The sequence below is a fragment of the Tenacibaculum sp. 190130A14a genome (genome assembly GCF_964048965.1).
In the GTDB taxonomy this organism is placed as follows: domain Bacteria; phylum Bacteroidota; class Bacteroidia; order Flavobacteriales; family Flavobacteriaceae; genus Polaribacter; species Polaribacter polynesiense.
Genome location: NZ_OZ040189.1, coordinates 1,982,688 through 1,998,027 on the forward strand (window position 1 = coordinate 1,982,688; position 15,340 = coordinate 1,998,027).

A 15,340-nucleotide genomic window follows, 5' to 3' on the forward strand; every position below is an offset into this window, starting at 1 on the left:
TATTTTAAAAACAATGATTGCGATGTTTTTAAAATGTCAGTATGACAGTTTATTAAGATTATGAGTAAATCAAAAATTATACATTTAGACAACTTGTCGCTTCAAGATGTTTTTAACGAAAATTCTGAGTTGATCCCTTTGTTAACTCCAGAAGATGAGGAAAACATGAATAAGGAAGAAATTCCTTCTGAATTACCAATACTACCGTTAAGAAATACGGTGTTGTTTCCAGGAGTAGTAATTCCTATTACTGCGGGAAGAGATAAGTCAATTCAATTAATAAAAGATGCAAATGAAGGAGATAAAGTAGTTGGAGTTGTAGCACAGAAGAATGGTGATGTGGAGAATCCGTCTTTAGACGATATTCATAAAACAGGGGTAGTAGCGCAAATTTTAAGAGTTTTAAAAATGCCTGATGGAAATACTACTGTTATTATTCAGGGTAAAAAACGCTTTGAAATTGATGAAATTATTCAGGAAGAGCCTTATTTAAAGGCAAAGGTACATGAAGCTATTGATGAAAGAGAGATTGATGATCAAAAAGAGTTTGATGCTATTATCGAATCTATTAAAGATTTGGCTCTAGAGGTTATTAAAGAAAACCCAATGTTGCCATCAGAAGCTTCTTTTGCGATAAAGAACATTCAATCAAATTCATTTTTGGTAAACTTTATCTCTTCTAATATGGATTTAAGTGTAGCACAGAAGCAAGTTCTTTTAGAGAAAGACAACTTGAAGGAACGTGCATTATTAACGCTTAAAAACTTAGATAAAGAGCTTCAAAAGCTACAATTGCGTAATGATATTCAATCAAAGACACGTTCTGATTTAGATAAGCAACAACGAGAGTATTATTTACATCAGCAGTTAAAAACTATTCAAGAAGAATTAGGTGGAGTATCGCATGATCAGGAGCTTGATGAAATGCGTACAAAGGCGAAGAGTAAAAAATGGAATAAAGAGGTTGCTGAGTCTTTTGAAAAGGAGTTGAATCGATTAAAGCGAATGAATCCTCAAATGGCTGAATATGGTGTTCAACGTAACTATTTAGAGTTAATGTTAGAATTACCTTGGGGAGAATACTCAGAGGATAAGTTTGACTTAAAAAAGGCTCAAAAAATATTAGATAGAGATCATTTTGGTTTAGAAAAGGTAAAAGAACGTATTATCGAGCACTTAGCGGTTTTAAAGCTTCGTGGAGATATGAAGTCGCCCATTATTTGTTTGTATGGACCTCCAGGAGTTGGGAAAACATCTTTAGGAAAGTCGGTTGCGGAAGCTTTAGGACGTAAGTATGTTCGTATGTCTTTAGGAGGGCTTCGAGATGAGGCAGAGATTAGAGGACATCGTAAAACATATATTGGAGCAATGCCGGGACGTTTAATTCAAAACATTAAAAAGGCAGGAACATCAAACCCAGTATTTGTATTAGATGAAATTGATAAATTAGGTCAAAGTCATCAAGGAGATCCTTCTTCAGCAATGTTAGAAGTTCTAGATCCAGAGCAGAATACAGAATTCTATGATAATTATTTAGAAGTTGGTTACGATTTGTCTAAAGTGTTATTTATTGCAACAGCAAATAATATCAATCAAATTCCATGGGCATTGCGTGATCGAATGGAGATTATTAATGTTACCGGATATACAATAGAAGAAAAAGTTGAGATTGCTAAAAAGTATTTATTACCAAAGCAATTAAAGGAGCATGGATTGAATGAAGAGCATTTGAAGTTAGGCAAGACTCAGATAGAAAAAATTGTAGAAGGATATACACGTGAATCTGGAGTTCGTACCTTAGAAAAACAAGTGGCTAAAGTTGTACGATATGCGGCAAAGTCAATAGCGATGGAGGAGGAGTATAGTGTTTCTTTAACAAATGATGACATTGAAACTATCTTGGGTCCTGCAAGATTAGAACGTGACAAGTATGAAAATAACGATACTGCAGGTGTGGTAACAGGTTTGGCTTGGACTAGTGTAGGAGGAGATATTTTGTTTATTGAATCGATTTTATCAAAAGGTAAGGGAGGGCTTTCAATTACAGGAAACTTAGGAACCGTTATGAAAGAGTCTTCTACAATTGCCATGAAGTATATAAAAGCGAATGCTGAAGAATTTGGTATAAAGTCAGAGGTATTAGATAAATATGATGTTCATATTCATGTACCAGAAGGAGCAACTCCTAAAGATGGACCAAGTGCTGGTATTACGATGCTTACATCGTTAGTGTCGGTATTTACCCAAAGAAAAGTAAAGAGTAAGATTGCAATGACAGGTGAAATTACTTTAAGAGGAAAGGTATTACCTGTAGGTGGAATCAAGGAAAAAATATTAGCGGCAAAAAGAGCAAATATCAAAGAGATTATACTGTGTGCAGATAATAAGAAAGATATTGAAGAAATAAAGCAGAGTTACTTGAAAGGATTGAAATTCCACTATGTAACAGAAATGAGCGAGGTAATAGAAATAGCACTTACCAAGCAGAAAGTTAAGAATGCTAAGAAATTAGTATAATAATTAAAACTTCCATTAATGATTCACCTATTAATGGAAGTTTTTTTTGAATAGATATTTCCCTTAAAAGTAACGATTTACATATCTACAGCTTTAGATTTACAAACACAATAACCTAAAGCAGCATTGTATACACGTTCTTGACCTCTTAAGCATGCTTTTGGATGTGGACCCCAGTTAGCTGGATTATTGCACCAAAATGGACTTCCTGGTCCACCTCCATGAATATTTTTTTGTTCTACTTTGTTTAAAGACACCCCTAAGTTTAAAATTGATTTTAGCATGGTTAATTAATTTTAGATTTCCTTACTCTTTTGTATGCTTTTCAGGTTCCGCATTGTATAAATTTGACAAGCAAATATTTGTACTTCTAAGCATAAAAAGAAGGCGATTAAGGTGCTATTTATAAAATAAGGTGGGATTATTTAAAAAAAGTGCCACATATAATTTATTTTTAAAGTGCTGTTTTTCAATGTTTTGAATCTATTTATTTATAGTGTTGTCAACTTGATTAAAATACGGATGTACGATACTTAAAAAAACATAACTTTATTGAAATAAATCAAATCTAAATCAAACGTTATGAAACATTTATTTATCGAATCGCTAAAAGCATATGAATTAACTTCAAGTGAAAAATCAAAAATTATGGCGAAGAATGGAAAGTTAAAATATGATACAGAAGGAGAAGAAGATTGTTTCATATTAGATCCAACGACTAAATTATTGGTGAAAAAGAACGATCCAGCTTGTATTTAAAAAATTACAACTCCTTATTAATTTTTTCTATGAATTGATAGGGAGTTATTCCAGTATATTTCTTAAAAATACGTGTAAATGATTTGGCATTTTTATAGCCGCCAATCTCTCCAATAGCTTGGGTTGTATATGCTCTAATCTTTTTATCACGGGTTAGTATATCAACAATATAATTAATTCTTAACTCATTGGTATACTCACTAAAACTCATCTTTTTATGTTCCTTCACTACCTTTGAGAGATATGTAGTGTTAGTACCGATTTTTTTAGCGGCATTATATAAATTAAAATCTTCTTTTAAATAGTAATGAGTTTCTTCTATTTTTAATAAGCCCTGTATTATTTGTTCATTTTGAGAATCATTGATATTTAAGAATTTAGAAGTTATCATTGCATTGTTAGTACTTTTCTTTTTTGATAACAACTCTTTAAGTCTTTTGTTTGCTTCTTTCTTTTCTCTTTTATTCTTAATTACAAAATAGCTAATGGTAATTAAAATTATGACTAAAATGAATACAATACCATTATATATATAGGTTCTTTTGATATTTTTTGTGGTTAAAGAGTCTATTTTTTTATTAAAATCATTTTCTTTACCTAATTCGTAAGCTTTTTTGCGTTGTTTTTCTTTTTGAGAAGATAACTTGTCATGAATTAATAAAAACGAATCCAAGTAATATTTTGCCGAATCTATATTTTTCTCGTTAGAGTAAATATCAGAAAGATGTTGGTGCATATTCATATAATCATCATCTAAAACAGTGTCCTTTTTTAAGCTAATAGCTGCCAAGAAGTTGTTTTTAGCTTTGACATAGTCTTTTGACAAGTAATAATTATATCCTGAATTATAATAACCTTTATACATGTACAAATCTGAATTGGCTTTTTTAAAAAACACCAAGCTTTTTTCAAATAACTCACTTGCTTTATTATAATCTTTTTTGATAGAGTAGGTGATTCCTAAACCATAATAGGCTTTTCCTTTGTAATATGGGTTGAGTTTATAGTTTTTATCATTAAGAACAGAATTGTAATAGTAAAGCGTAGAATCAGCAAATGTATTATTAGTAGGGTTGTTATTATATAGTGTAGAATAAATAGCGGCAAGATTAAATATTCGTTTACGCTTAAGGCCGTAATATTTATTGTTTAATTCTTCTTTGTTTATTTCTACTAAATTAAGTGTTTCTTTTCCTTTGTTTATGGCTTTTTTAAGTTCATTCATGCCTTGATAAATGAGCGCTATATTACCCTTAATTTTAATGGTTCTAGCAATATCATTCGATAAAAGTGCGTAGTTTTCTGCTATGATATAGTTTTCTAAAGCAGAATTTAAAAGACCTCTTCTTTTATGTGTATTTCCAATTAATATGTGCGTGTCAAAAAGTATGTTATAATTATCTTTTACTTGAGGAACTTGCGAGAGGTATTTGCTAATACTGTCTTTAAAAAAATTAATATCAACCTTATGTTTTTCTCTAGTTTTTAAATATTCAATAGCAGCATAGCCAAAAACTTTATACTCAACTTCTTTGGTTTCTAATAATTTATTCATGTAGTAAATAGAACTGTCGATTCCAATATCATTGTATAAGTAGAATTTACTCTTAATTTTCTTTAAATCGTCTTTTTCAGATTGGGAATATAGTAAGGTGTTAGATAAAAATGTGAACAGCAATAGGAGTGTATACTTTGACATTTTAGTTGAAGTTGAACAGTTAGTTACTTACAAAGAAAAAAAATAAATTGTAACCTTAAAGAGAAGTGTCATAAAATTGTTAAGATTATTTTCAATAAAAAAAGCTCCTTTTACGAAAAGGAGCTTTTTTTATATATGAGAAAAACTTTTATTGTACTGTAATATTAAAAACTACTTCAATATCTGTACTTCCTCCTGCACCAGCAGCTGTTCCGTCATTTGGTTTAGTAGGTTCGTGCTTTAATAAAGCAGTTAAAGTACCTGTACCAGCAGCTCCTGTAGCAACTGTTGTTTCAACTCCTAAAGGATTGTTTTTACTATCTTTATCGGTCTTAGTAATAGTTATTCCAGCAATTGAACTAGAGTAAAAGAACTCATGCTCATCACTTTCTTCTTTTACTTCGTTGGTAATATTGTACTCATCATCAGTTGAAGGTACCGTTTTGTTTAGTAACTCAACAGCTCCATTATAGGTAGCATTAGCAGTTAAAGGTCCTGAAATAGTGTAAGTTCCGCTTTGACCTCCTTCACCATCTAAATCTTCGAAAGTTAAAGTAACAACATCGGCGTTGTTTGTTGTATTCGTTAATGTATACGTAAAAGTTGTAATAACTTCACCTTCATGGTCATGATCGTCATGATCGTGATCATCAGAACAAGCAGTGAATGATAATCCAGCTACGAATAAAATAGCTAATAATTTGATTGTATTTAAAGACTTTAATTTAAAATTTGACATGATATTAATAATTGAATTTTATTTTTATATTATAATTTCTATCTGTTTCATCTGCAAAATATCGTAACCTATTTAAATAGTTTCTATAAGAAACATTAAACATGTTCTCGATATTAAACTCTACTTTCATAGTTGTTTTTTTGAATGGTTTAAAAACCATCGATGTTTGCAAACCAAATAAAGAATATGTAGGTGGTGTAGAACTAATGTCTACAAAAACATTTTCTTGTGTTATAGGGTTTAGTGTAAAAAAGTTGTAATCGGGAAATCTGTTTTGTTGAAATACCGTTTCATGCTTTAAACCAACACTAAGTTGATTTATCTTCTCATTTCGATATGTTATTGTATTTGAAAAATTAGCTCCTGGCATATGAATAAGAGGAAGATCGTCTGATAAATTATCTCCTCGTAGTAAACTTAAACTACCTTCATAATTGAAAGAGTTGCTAATTTTTTTATTCCAATCAATATCTACCCCAAATATTTGTGCGTTAATTTGATTGTATTCCCAAACAGGAAAAGCACCTCTAATCGTTGTAGTGGTTCCTATTGGAATTAATTGTATAAAATCATTTATACGTTTGTAATAAGGACTAATATTGAAACCAAAATTTTGATTATTGCGTTGAAAAGAAGCTACAAACTTGTTGGCTACTTCTTTGTTAAGTGTTAATCGTCCAATTTCAATTCTAGCTGTACCATGATGTAAACCATCACTAAATAGTTCTGAAGGGTTCGGTGTTCTTGACGCTAAACCATAATTGAATGTAAATTCATAGTTATTATCAAAGCGTTTTATGAAACCTAAACTTGCAGAAAAATTATGAAATGAAAACTTAGGGAATGTTAAATACCTAGAACCGCTTACGGGTGCATTTGATTGGAACTCTGGAAATAATTCATCATAATTATATGTTTCATCCCAATCTGTAACTCTGTAACGTTTAGTAGCTTCTATACGAGAAAAATCATATCGAAAACCAGCACTTAATTCTGTAGTTTCATTTAAGTTATGAGTTCCAGTTGCATAGATACCTGCTTCGTATCGATCGAAGTCTGGAATTAAAGGACTTACTCCAGTACCTGATACAGCGTCATTTTGTTGATAACGTAATAGCAAACCAGTATTTAACTTTAAGTTTTCGTATCTATCAATCATTAAATTTGGCTGTAAAGAAGTAGTGAATAATCTTAAATCTACCACAGGAATATTTTTTCTGTCTCCACGTCTTAAATCAAATTCTTTTCGTCTATTAACTTGAAAATCATATTGAAGTGATAATTTTCCTAAGCCTTTAAAACGTTTGTAAGCTTCAATCTTACCTAAATGATGTACTATTTCTTGTCTAGGATTATTAATGTTATATGAAAAATCATCCACAAAATTAGGTTGTCCACTATTAATAGCTAAAACTAAATCGTTTACGTTACCTATATGCGATGCTCTTAAAATTCCAATGGTATTGTCAACATAGCTATAATAAGCATCAAAACCTTTTTCAAAAGTTTTATAGCCTAATCTAAAAGAAGCATTGATGTTATTTACACCTGTATTAGATAGTTGATAGTCTCTTGCTTGAAAGTCTCCAAACCTTTTATAGTTTGCTTGAACCTTTACGTAAAATCCATTTTTATAGGTTTTTACTAGCTCAGAGTTAATATTACCACCTCTACCATTAGTGTTTAATGACATTGACGTACTTCCAAATAGACTATCTTTTGCAGAATAATTTTGAGGTTTAATTAATATCAAGCCTCCAATAGCATCACTTCCATACATTAACGTATTGGCGCCTTTGATAACTTCAATTCGGCCACCAGCATTAATATCAATAGTAGGAGCATGTTCTTCGCCCCAGTCTTGGTCAAATTGGCGTACATTATTATTTACAATTAGAAGTCTACTACTATGCAAACCATGTATCATTGGTTTTACTATAGAATTTCCAGTGTTTAAAGATGACACACCGCTAATTGTGTTTAAGGCATCTCCTAAAGATTTATCAGTAAAGCTTTCAATTTTTTGTTTAGAAATTGATTGTTGAATAGTTGTAGCCTCTATTTTAGAACTTCCCGCTACAGTAACCTCATTAAGCTCTTCGATATGATGCTCTAAATCAATAATCTTATAAATATCTTTAGAAATATTAATTTCTATAGTTTGCGTTTCACAAGCAACATGAGATATTTCGACTACTATTTTCCCCGAACATACATTGTTAATTGAAAATTTCCCTTCAAAATTAGTTGTAGCATACTTGTTTTGGTTTTTAATAATAACCGTTGCACCTACAATTGGAGATTTATCATGAAAATCCTCAACCAAACCAGAAAATGTATGCTTACAATTTTGACTTTTTGCAATGTTAAAGCTTAACAAAAACAAAAAAATCAAAATAATACGTTTTGATTTCATTTAAGATTTTATTTGTAATTTATTTAATTTAAGTATTAACTAAATTACAGGGTGGTGCCCTAGGAAGTGTTTTAACAACATGAGAAACCGAAATAAATTGCGGTTGTAAGTTAAATCGTGATTTAAAATTATCTAAAGAAACAAGTTCATAACCTGAAGAAATATCATGGTTAAAAACTTTTAGTTGATAATGTATTTCTGAACAGTCTACATCATCTTCATGAAAGTGCTGATCGTACTTAGAGGTACAAATCGTGTGTTCATGTTCCTCAAATGCATGCGAAATTTGTACTACAGAAGGAATTAGTAATACAAAGATGCTTAAAAGGGCTATATGTTTCTTTAAATTAATAAACATAAGTGTTCAAGACAAATGTATAAAAAAAAACAAAACCGACAAGGAAAGCCCTTGCCGGTTTTGTTTTTTATTTCTTAAAAATGCCTTAATCCTTTTTTTGAGATTTTCCTCTCATTCTCATATTCAACATTTCAACAACCAATGAGAAGGTGATTGCAAAGTATAAATACCCCTTAGGAATTGTTCCTACTTCTTCTCCAAATAATTTTGCATGAGATAAATGTGCTCCTTCGGCAATTAACATAAATCCAATCAATATTAAGAAAGATAATCCTAACATTTGTATAGTAGGGTGTTTGTTTACAAACTTACCAACAGGATTTGCGAATAGCATCATGATAATCATCGACAATACAACAGAGGCAACCATAATCATCATAGCTCCTTCAACACCATTGGTCATTCCGACTGCTGTTAAAATAGAATCGAAAGAAAAAACAATATTAATCAAAGTAATTTGTACAATAGCTTGCGATAAACTATACCCTTTTTTCGGTTTTCCTTCATCAATTCCCTCTTCATGACCTTCTACCTTATGATGAATTTCTTTAGTGCTCTTATATAGTAAGAAAATACCTCCTGCAAATAAAATTAATGCTTGTCCCGTAACTCCTGCCTTAAACCAAGAAACATCTATATGGAACAGTGGAGAATTCATTGCGATAAGCAACGAAATTCCAAAAAGTAGAACAATACGTAGTAACATCGCCAGTACCAACCCAATGTTAGTTGCTTTCTTTTGTTGGTTTTCTGGAAGCTTATTAGCTGCAATAGAAATAAATATGATATTATCTATTCCTAAAACAATTTCTAAAAATGTAAGGGTTACTAAAGCACCCCACGTGTCTGGTTGTAAAAATATTTCCATAGTTATTTTACTTTGTAAACGGTTCCTTTTTGTTTAAAGTTAGAATAGCCAATTCTCGCTGTGAAATTGTATGAGCTATCAGCTACTTTTGTTATTTGCACAAATATAGGATCTTTATCTAAATCTGTTTTCGGACTTTTCATTCGCAATTGATATGCAAAGTTATTCTTCCATTTTATATAAAGTGTATCTATATGCACCTCTTCTTTTTCGGTTACAGTATTGTCTTTAGATATGCTTACTTTTTTAGTGTAGCGTTCTATTTGTAAACTATCTTTTCTAACAATAACAGTTTTACCATAGTTATCTCCTGCTGGTATTTCAAAAGTACCATATTTAAAACGAGTTGGGTCTCCTTTTTTCTCGGCGGCACAACTAAAAAGAAGTGCTGTAGCAAACAACATTAAAAAGTTCCTAAAAATTGTTTTTATCATTTTATCTGTTTTTCCATTCATCTCTTAAAATTCCATAAGCAAGAGCATCATAATATGCACCGTTTACAATTCTTGCTTTTCTAAAAATAGCTTCTTTTTTAAAACCTAATTTTTCTGCGAGTTTTATCATACCCATATTTCCAGACCAAGTTCGTAAATCTAATCGTACTATTTTTGGAAAAATGGAAAATAAATAACTAGTCCACAAAGCCAATGCTTCCTGACCTATACCTTTACCCCAAAAACTATTATCAAAAATAGCCAATCCTACAGAAATCCAATGAGTTTCTTCACTTTGCCAATACCAACTAACAGTACCAATAAGATGGTTGGTGTTTTTATCGGCTATTACGATTCTCTTTTTCTTTTTAGAATCAATTTTTAAGTATTCAATCTCCTTATCTAACTCTGCTAATGATTTAATAGGATAATAGGGACCATTTAACTTCGTCCATTCAAATTTTTGATGATGCCAATTTTTATACGTTAAGAAATCGGTATCTAACCAATCTCTTAAAACAATCGTATTTCCAGTGGCAATTATCATCAATTTAAATTCCTGTATAGTTTGATGGAGTTATTTGTTTTAATTCTTCTTTAATATCATTTGAAACATCTAAGGTATCAATAAAACTAGCAATAGATTGCTGCGTGATTTTTTCGTTAGTTCTAGTCAATCCTTTTAATGCTTCGTATGGATTTGGATATGCTTCACGTCTAAGTATTGTTTGAATAGCCTCTGCAGCAACTGCCCAATTATTTTCTAAATCTTCTTCAAACTTAGCTTCATTCAACAATAATTTATTTAACCCCTTTAATGTAGCTGTAAAAGCAATGATTGTATGTCCAAAAGGAACACCCACATTACGTAAAACAGTACTATCTGTTAAATCACGTTGCATACGAGAAATAGGTAATTTAGCAGCTAAATGCTCAAAAATAGCATTGGCTATTCCTAAGTTTCCTTCAGAGTTTTCAAAATCAATTGGATTTACTTTATGAGGCATCGCAGAAGACCCAACTTCTCCTGCTTTAATTTTTTGCTTGAAGTAGTCCATAGAGATATAAGTCCAAACATCTCTATCTAAGTCTATTAAAATAGTGTTGATACGTTTTAAACCATCAAACAAAGAAGCCATATGGTCATAGTGCTCAATTTGCGTTGTTGGAAATGAATGGTGTAGTCCTAAAATTTCCTCAACAAAATGAGTTCCGAAGTTTTTCCAATCAATTGAAGGATATGCAACTTTATGAGCATTATAGTTTCCAGTTGCTCCGCCAAATTTAGCTGCGTGTGGTGTTTTTTGTAAATATAAAACTTGTTGATTTACACGTTCTACAAAAACAAAAAACTCCTTTCCTAATCTTGTAGGAGAAGCAGGTTGTCCATGGGTACGCGCTAACATAGGAATGTTTTCCCATTCTTCAGACAAAGTAGCTAATTTTGCTGTAAGACTATCTAAAGTAGGAAAGTACACCTCTTCCATTGCATCTTTAATTAATAAAGGAACAGAAGTGTTATTAATATCTTGAGAAGTTAACCCGAAATGGATAAATTCTTTATGCTTGTCTAAACCTAAGGCGTCAAACTTTTCTTTAATAAAATATTCAACTGCTTTCACATCGTGATTTGTTACACTTTCTATATCCTTAACCTTTTGTGCATCGCTTGCTGTAAAAGATCCATAGATTTTACGTAACTCAGGATATAAATCTTTATTGAAATCAGCTAATTGTGGTAAAGGTATTTCACACAAAGCAATAAAATATTCGATTTCTACCTTCACTCTATATTTGATAAGTGCTTCTTCTGAGAAATAATCAGCTAACTTTTCTACTTTGTTTCTGTATCTACCATCAATAGGAGAGATGGCGTTTAAATGTGTTAAATTCATGATGTGTTGTTGTGTTGAAAGGCACAAAAATAGAAAATACTATTCTTTTTCAGTTGATAATTGTAGAGTAATTTTAACGATAAACTTTTCGCTTTACAATTTTTAATTCTCCTTGTTTTTCAAGGTTTTTAATTACCCTTATTACGGTTTCTACGCGAAGTCCGAGTATATCTGCTATTTGCTGTCTTGTATAAGCTACTTTAAATGTAAATTTTCCAGTTACCTTAGAAACATCTGTTTTCAAATAGTCAATAAATCTAAGTACTCTATGTGCAGGTTCTTGACTAGATATTTCTGAGGCTATAATAGCCTTGTAATACAGTCTTTTGGCTAGGCTTTGGGTAATGTTTAAATGTATTTCTGGATGTTCTTTTAACAATTGAAAGAAATATTGCTTAGGAACCAATAAGATTTGACTGGTAACTAAAGTAACTGCACTTGCCGGATATTTGATATCAATAAACAAAGGAGGCTCTCCGAAGCTCTGTTCTTTGTAAAATATACCCTGAATGAATTCTTTACCATCTTCATTATAATTATTCATCTTAACGGCTCCACTCACAATTTGATAGTAATAACGAGCAGAGTCATTTTCGGAGAAGAGGGAAACATCTTTCTCAAATGTTTTTAAGGTTGCATTGTATTTTAGTAAAATTTCTTGTGGTATCATTATGATTTAAGTCATAAATTGCAATTGTATAAAGATATACTTTTGCTTTGAATTATTTAAAATAGAGAAATGAAAACAAAGGAAATAGAAAATAGAGCAGATGTTTATTTATTGGTTTCAACTTTTTACGATAAAATTAAAAAGGATGATTTCATTGGCCCTATATTTTTAAGAATAATTTCAGAAGAAGAATGGGAAGATCATCTTCAAAAACTAACTGATTTTTGGGAAACCAATTTATTCTTTGTTAGAAAATTTAAAGGTAATCCAATGAAAGCTCATAAAGATGTAGATGCTCAGTTTAATCATGTCATTTCTCAAGAACATTTTGGACGATGGCTTCAGTTATGGTTTACAACTATCGATGAGCTTTTTCATGGTAATAAAGCTACAGAAGCTAAAGAAAGAGCACGAAACATAGCCTCAATGCTCTTTTTTAGAATGTTTGAAGTGAAACCCAAACCAACAACTACATAAGTTGATATATTATCAACAATATATTTCCAATAATATTAATTATAAACGCCCATACAATGGTTTTAAATGGTTGTTGGCTAATAGCAGTTGCATTAGCACCCATTGCAGTAATGCATGAAAAAACTAGCGCAAATAAGTTAATTTTACCGTGTATGGCTAATGCGGCAGAAATAGAAGCAATCATGGTTCCTACCATGATAAATACAACAGCTAATCCAATAGCATTTTCTTTTTCTTGATCAATCCTTTTATTGATAAGATTAATTATATTAAAACTAGATTTTTCTTTTATTGAAGTGTTTACTGTGAATTGTTTAGTGATACTCATGCCTTAAATATTTTACTACAAATTTATTTGCAAATACCTAAGAAGTTTATGACCCTAATCATAAACGAAAAATAAGTTTAAGTTTAATTATTTAAGAGATATTTTTATCTTCACATTTTAAAAGATTTTGCGTGCAAACAATTACACTCATTTATATTTTACTGGCACTTTTTTTAGGTGTTTTTATAGCTTTTTTTCAATACTTTTTTAAGGTAAAGAGAAAACCGAAAATTACAATTCTATTATTTGTATTGAAAACTCTTAGTGTGTTTTTGTTGCTGTTACTATTATTAAACCCTAAAATAACAGTAAGTTCCATAGTTAATCAAAAACCAATTTTAGCGATACTTTCAGACAATTCGTCATCTATCCCTTTTTTTAAGGAAAATGAAAATTTAGAAAAATTTGTTGCCAACATAGTTGAAGATGATGAATTGAAGAACAAATTTGATATTAAAAAATATGGATTTGGAAACGGGTTGTTGGCAAACGATTCTTTAAATTTTACTGAAAAACAAACCAATATATCCAAGTCCTTAAAAGAGGTAAACGAGTTGTTAAAAGGAAGTCTAGGGGGAGTTTTATTATTATCTGATGGAAATCAAACAATAGGAAATGATTATGAATTTACCAATTCTAAATTGAGTGTATATCCAATTGCTTTTGGTGATACAACTTCCTACCAAGATGTTCAAATTTCACAGCTTAATGTGAATCGATATAGTTATTTAAAAAATAAGTTCCCTGTAGAGGCATTTATTCATTATAAAGGGAAAAAAGAAGTTTCTGTTAGGTATTCAATTGCAACAAAAGGGAGTAATGTATTTAGTCAAAATATAAAGTTATCAGCAAAAAATAATACAAAAACCGTTGTTGCTAATTTAGAATCTGATGAAGTTGGAACACATTTTTATACGGCATCCGTTAGTCAGATTGAAGGAGAAAAAAACACAAAAAATAACCGTAAAAATTTCTCTATTGAGGTCATTGATGAACAACAAAAAGGAGCCATATTAGCTTCTAGTTTACACCCTGATTTAGGAGCTATTAAAAGAGCTTTAGAAAGTAATAAAAAGCGAAGTGTTGATGTTTTTGTTAGAGATTTTTCAAAAATAAAAAACACTGATTATCAGTTTTTTATATTGTTTCAACCAAATAATTACTTTAATGATTTTCTTTCAGGTTTAAAGTCCAATTTTTTAATTATTACAGGAGAAAATACTGATTGGAACTATCTAAATTCAAGGGAATTAGGGTTTCAAAAAAATGCCATTAGCCAATCTGAAAATTATGAAGCATTTTACAATGAAAGTTTTTTAACCTTTCAACAAAAAAATATAGGTTTTAATCAATTTCCTCCATTGAAAGATAAGTTTGGAAAACTGTCTTTAAATCAAGAAGCACAAGTGCTATTATTTCAAAAAATAACAGGCGTTAAATCTAATGAACCTTTATTGGCTACTTTTGAAAAAGCCAATAGCAAATATGCAACCTTATTTGGTGAGGGAATTTGGAAATGGAGGGCGAATTCCTTTTTAAGAAATGATTCGTTTGAAGAGTTTGATTCATTTTTAGGATCAATAATTCAATACATTTCGTCAAACAAGAAAAGAAATCGATTAGAGGTTACTTATAAGAAGTTATATCCTGCAAATACAAGCATTCAAATCTCTGCTTTTTATTTAGATAAGAATTATTTGTTTGATAGTAGAGCAAGCCTATGGTTGTCATTAACTAGTAAAGAAACTGGAGAAGAAAGAAGATTTCCAATGTCTTTAAAAAGTAATTCTTACGTAGCAATTTTAGAAGATGTATTACCTGGTGAATATGATTTTAAAGTTTCTGTAGATAGTCAATCGATCAATAGAAGAGGGACTTTTAGAGTAACAGATTATGAAGTAGAAGAGCAGTTTACGAACGCCAATGTAAATAAGTTAGCAAATTTAGCAAGTAATACTCAAGGACGTTTGTTTTACAAGACAGAATTTGAGAATTTAAAAGCTGCATTAATCAATAACAAGAACTACTATACCATTCAATCTTCAAATGAGACAGAACGTAATTTAATTGATTGGAAATGGATTTTGTTTGTAGCGGTATTATTACTAACTCTAGAATGGTTTATCAGAAAATACTATGGTAAAATTTAAAAAAGAGATGGTAGTTATTAGTTTAAAAAT

At 30.6% G+C, this 15,340-nt stretch carries 15 protein-coding genes; 4 read left to right on the forward strand and 11 right to left on the reverse strand.

The genetic code is table 11. The annotated features are described in order from the left end of the window. The first annotated feature begins 60 nt into the window (after positions 1–60). A complete protein-coding gene (gene lon / locus ABNT22_RS09495) occupies positions 61–2,517 on the forward strand; it encodes an endopeptidase La (RefSeq protein WP_348717232.1) in 2,457 nt (818 codons plus the stop codon). Positions 2,518–2,594: 77 nt separating this feature from the next. On the opposite strand, the gene ABNT22_RS09500 is transcribed toward lon, so the two are convergent. After that, entirely contained in the window at positions 2,595–2,801 is a 207-nt protein-coding gene (locus ABNT22_RS09500) for a hypothetical protein (protein WP_348717230.1), read from the reverse strand. A gap of 298 nt (positions 2,802–3,099) precedes the next feature. Here ABNT22_RS09500 and ABNT22_RS09505 point away from each other — a divergent pair, with 298 nt between their 5' ends. Continuing rightward, on the forward strand, positions 3,100–3,276 hold the full coding sequence (locus ABNT22_RS09505; protein ID WP_348717228.1) for a hypothetical protein: 177 nt from the start codon (positions 3,100–3,102) through the stop codon (positions 3,274–3,276). A 4-nt stretch (positions 3,277–3,280) separates the two neighbouring features. Here ABNT22_RS09505 and ABNT22_RS09510 read toward each other — a convergent pair whose 3' ends face one another. The 9 genes from ABNT22_RS09510 to ABNT22_RS09550 all read right to left on the reverse strand — a co-directional run bounded on the left by ABNT22_RS09510 (position 3,281) and on the right by ABNT22_RS09550 (position 12,355). Then, positions 3,281–4,975 (reverse strand): helix-turn-helix domain-containing protein, encoded by a 1,695-nt coding sequence (locus ABNT22_RS09510; RefSeq protein WP_348717226.1) that lies wholly within the window; start codon positions 4,973–4,975, stop codon positions 3,281–3,283. Positions 4,976–5,123: 148 nt separating this feature from the next. After that, positions 5,124–5,714: a type 1 periplasmic binding fold superfamily protein gene (locus tag ABNT22_RS09515; protein WP_348717224.1), complete on the reverse strand. Its 591-nt coding sequence runs from the start codon at positions 5,712–5,714 to the stop codon at positions 5,124–5,126. 4 nt (positions 5,715–5,718) lie between these two features. Then, the gene (locus ABNT22_RS09520; protein ID WP_348717222.1) at positions 5,719–8,130 is read right to left on the reverse strand and encodes a TonB-dependent receptor; all 2,412 of its coding nucleotides are present in this window, start codon (positions 8,128–8,130) and stop codon (positions 5,719–5,721) included. A 28-nt stretch (positions 8,131–8,158) separates the two neighbouring features. Next, positions 8,159–8,488 (reverse strand): hypothetical protein, encoded by a 330-nt coding sequence (locus tag ABNT22_RS09525; protein ID WP_348717220.1) that lies wholly within the window; start codon positions 8,486–8,488, stop codon positions 8,159–8,161. Between the two features lie 85 nt (positions 8,489–8,573). After that, positions 8,574–9,356, reverse strand: coding sequence for a TerC family protein (locus tag ABNT22_RS09530; RefSeq protein WP_348717218.1), 783 nt, complete (start codon positions 9,354–9,356; stop codon positions 8,574–8,576). Positions 9,357–9,358: 2 nt separating this feature from the next. Then, on the reverse strand, positions 9,359–9,790 hold the full coding sequence (locus ABNT22_RS09535; protein WP_348717216.1) for a hypothetical protein: 432 nt from the start codon (positions 9,788–9,790) through the stop codon (positions 9,359–9,361). A 1-nt stretch (position 9,791) separates the two neighbouring features. Further along, positions 9,792–10,337 carry a GNAT family protein gene (locus tag ABNT22_RS09540; RefSeq protein WP_348717214.1) on the reverse strand — a complete coding sequence of 182 codons (546 nt, stop codon included), beginning with the start codon at positions 10,335–10,337 and terminating at the stop codon, positions 9,792–9,794. Positions 10,338–10,341: 4 nt separating this feature from the next. Next, positions 10,342–11,685, reverse strand: coding sequence for an adenylosuccinate lyase (gene purB / locus ABNT22_RS09545; RefSeq protein ID WP_348717212.1), 1,344 nt, complete (start codon positions 11,683–11,685; stop codon positions 10,342–10,344). 73 nt (positions 11,686–11,758) lie between these two features. After that, positions 11,759–12,355 (reverse strand): Crp/Fnr family transcriptional regulator, encoded by a 597-nt coding sequence (locus ABNT22_RS09550; RefSeq protein WP_348717211.1) that lies wholly within the window; start codon positions 12,353–12,355, stop codon positions 11,759–11,761. A gap of 69 nt (positions 12,356–12,424) precedes the next feature. On the opposite strand from ABNT22_RS09550, the gene ABNT22_RS09555 reads away from it, so the two are divergent. Next, positions 12,425–12,832, forward strand: coding sequence for a group III truncated hemoglobin (locus ABNT22_RS09555; protein WP_348717209.1), 408 nt, complete (start codon positions 12,425–12,427; stop codon positions 12,830–12,832). On the opposite strand, the gene ABNT22_RS09560 is transcribed toward ABNT22_RS09555, so the two are convergent. Next, positions 12,825–13,160, reverse strand: coding sequence for a hypothetical protein (locus ABNT22_RS09560; RefSeq protein WP_348717207.1), 336 nt, complete (start codon positions 13,158–13,160; stop codon positions 12,825–12,827). The two genes, ABNT22_RS09555 and ABNT22_RS09560, sit on opposite strands and share 8 nt — an antisense overlap. 251 nt (positions 13,161–13,411) lie before the next feature. Here ABNT22_RS09560 and ABNT22_RS09565 point away from each other — a divergent pair, with 251 nt between their 5' ends. Further along, positions 13,412–15,310, forward strand: coding sequence for a VWA domain-containing protein (locus ABNT22_RS09565; protein WP_348727084.1), 1,899 nt, complete (start codon positions 13,412–13,414; stop codon positions 15,308–15,310). The last annotated feature ends 30 nt before the right edge of the window (positions 15,311–15,340 follow it).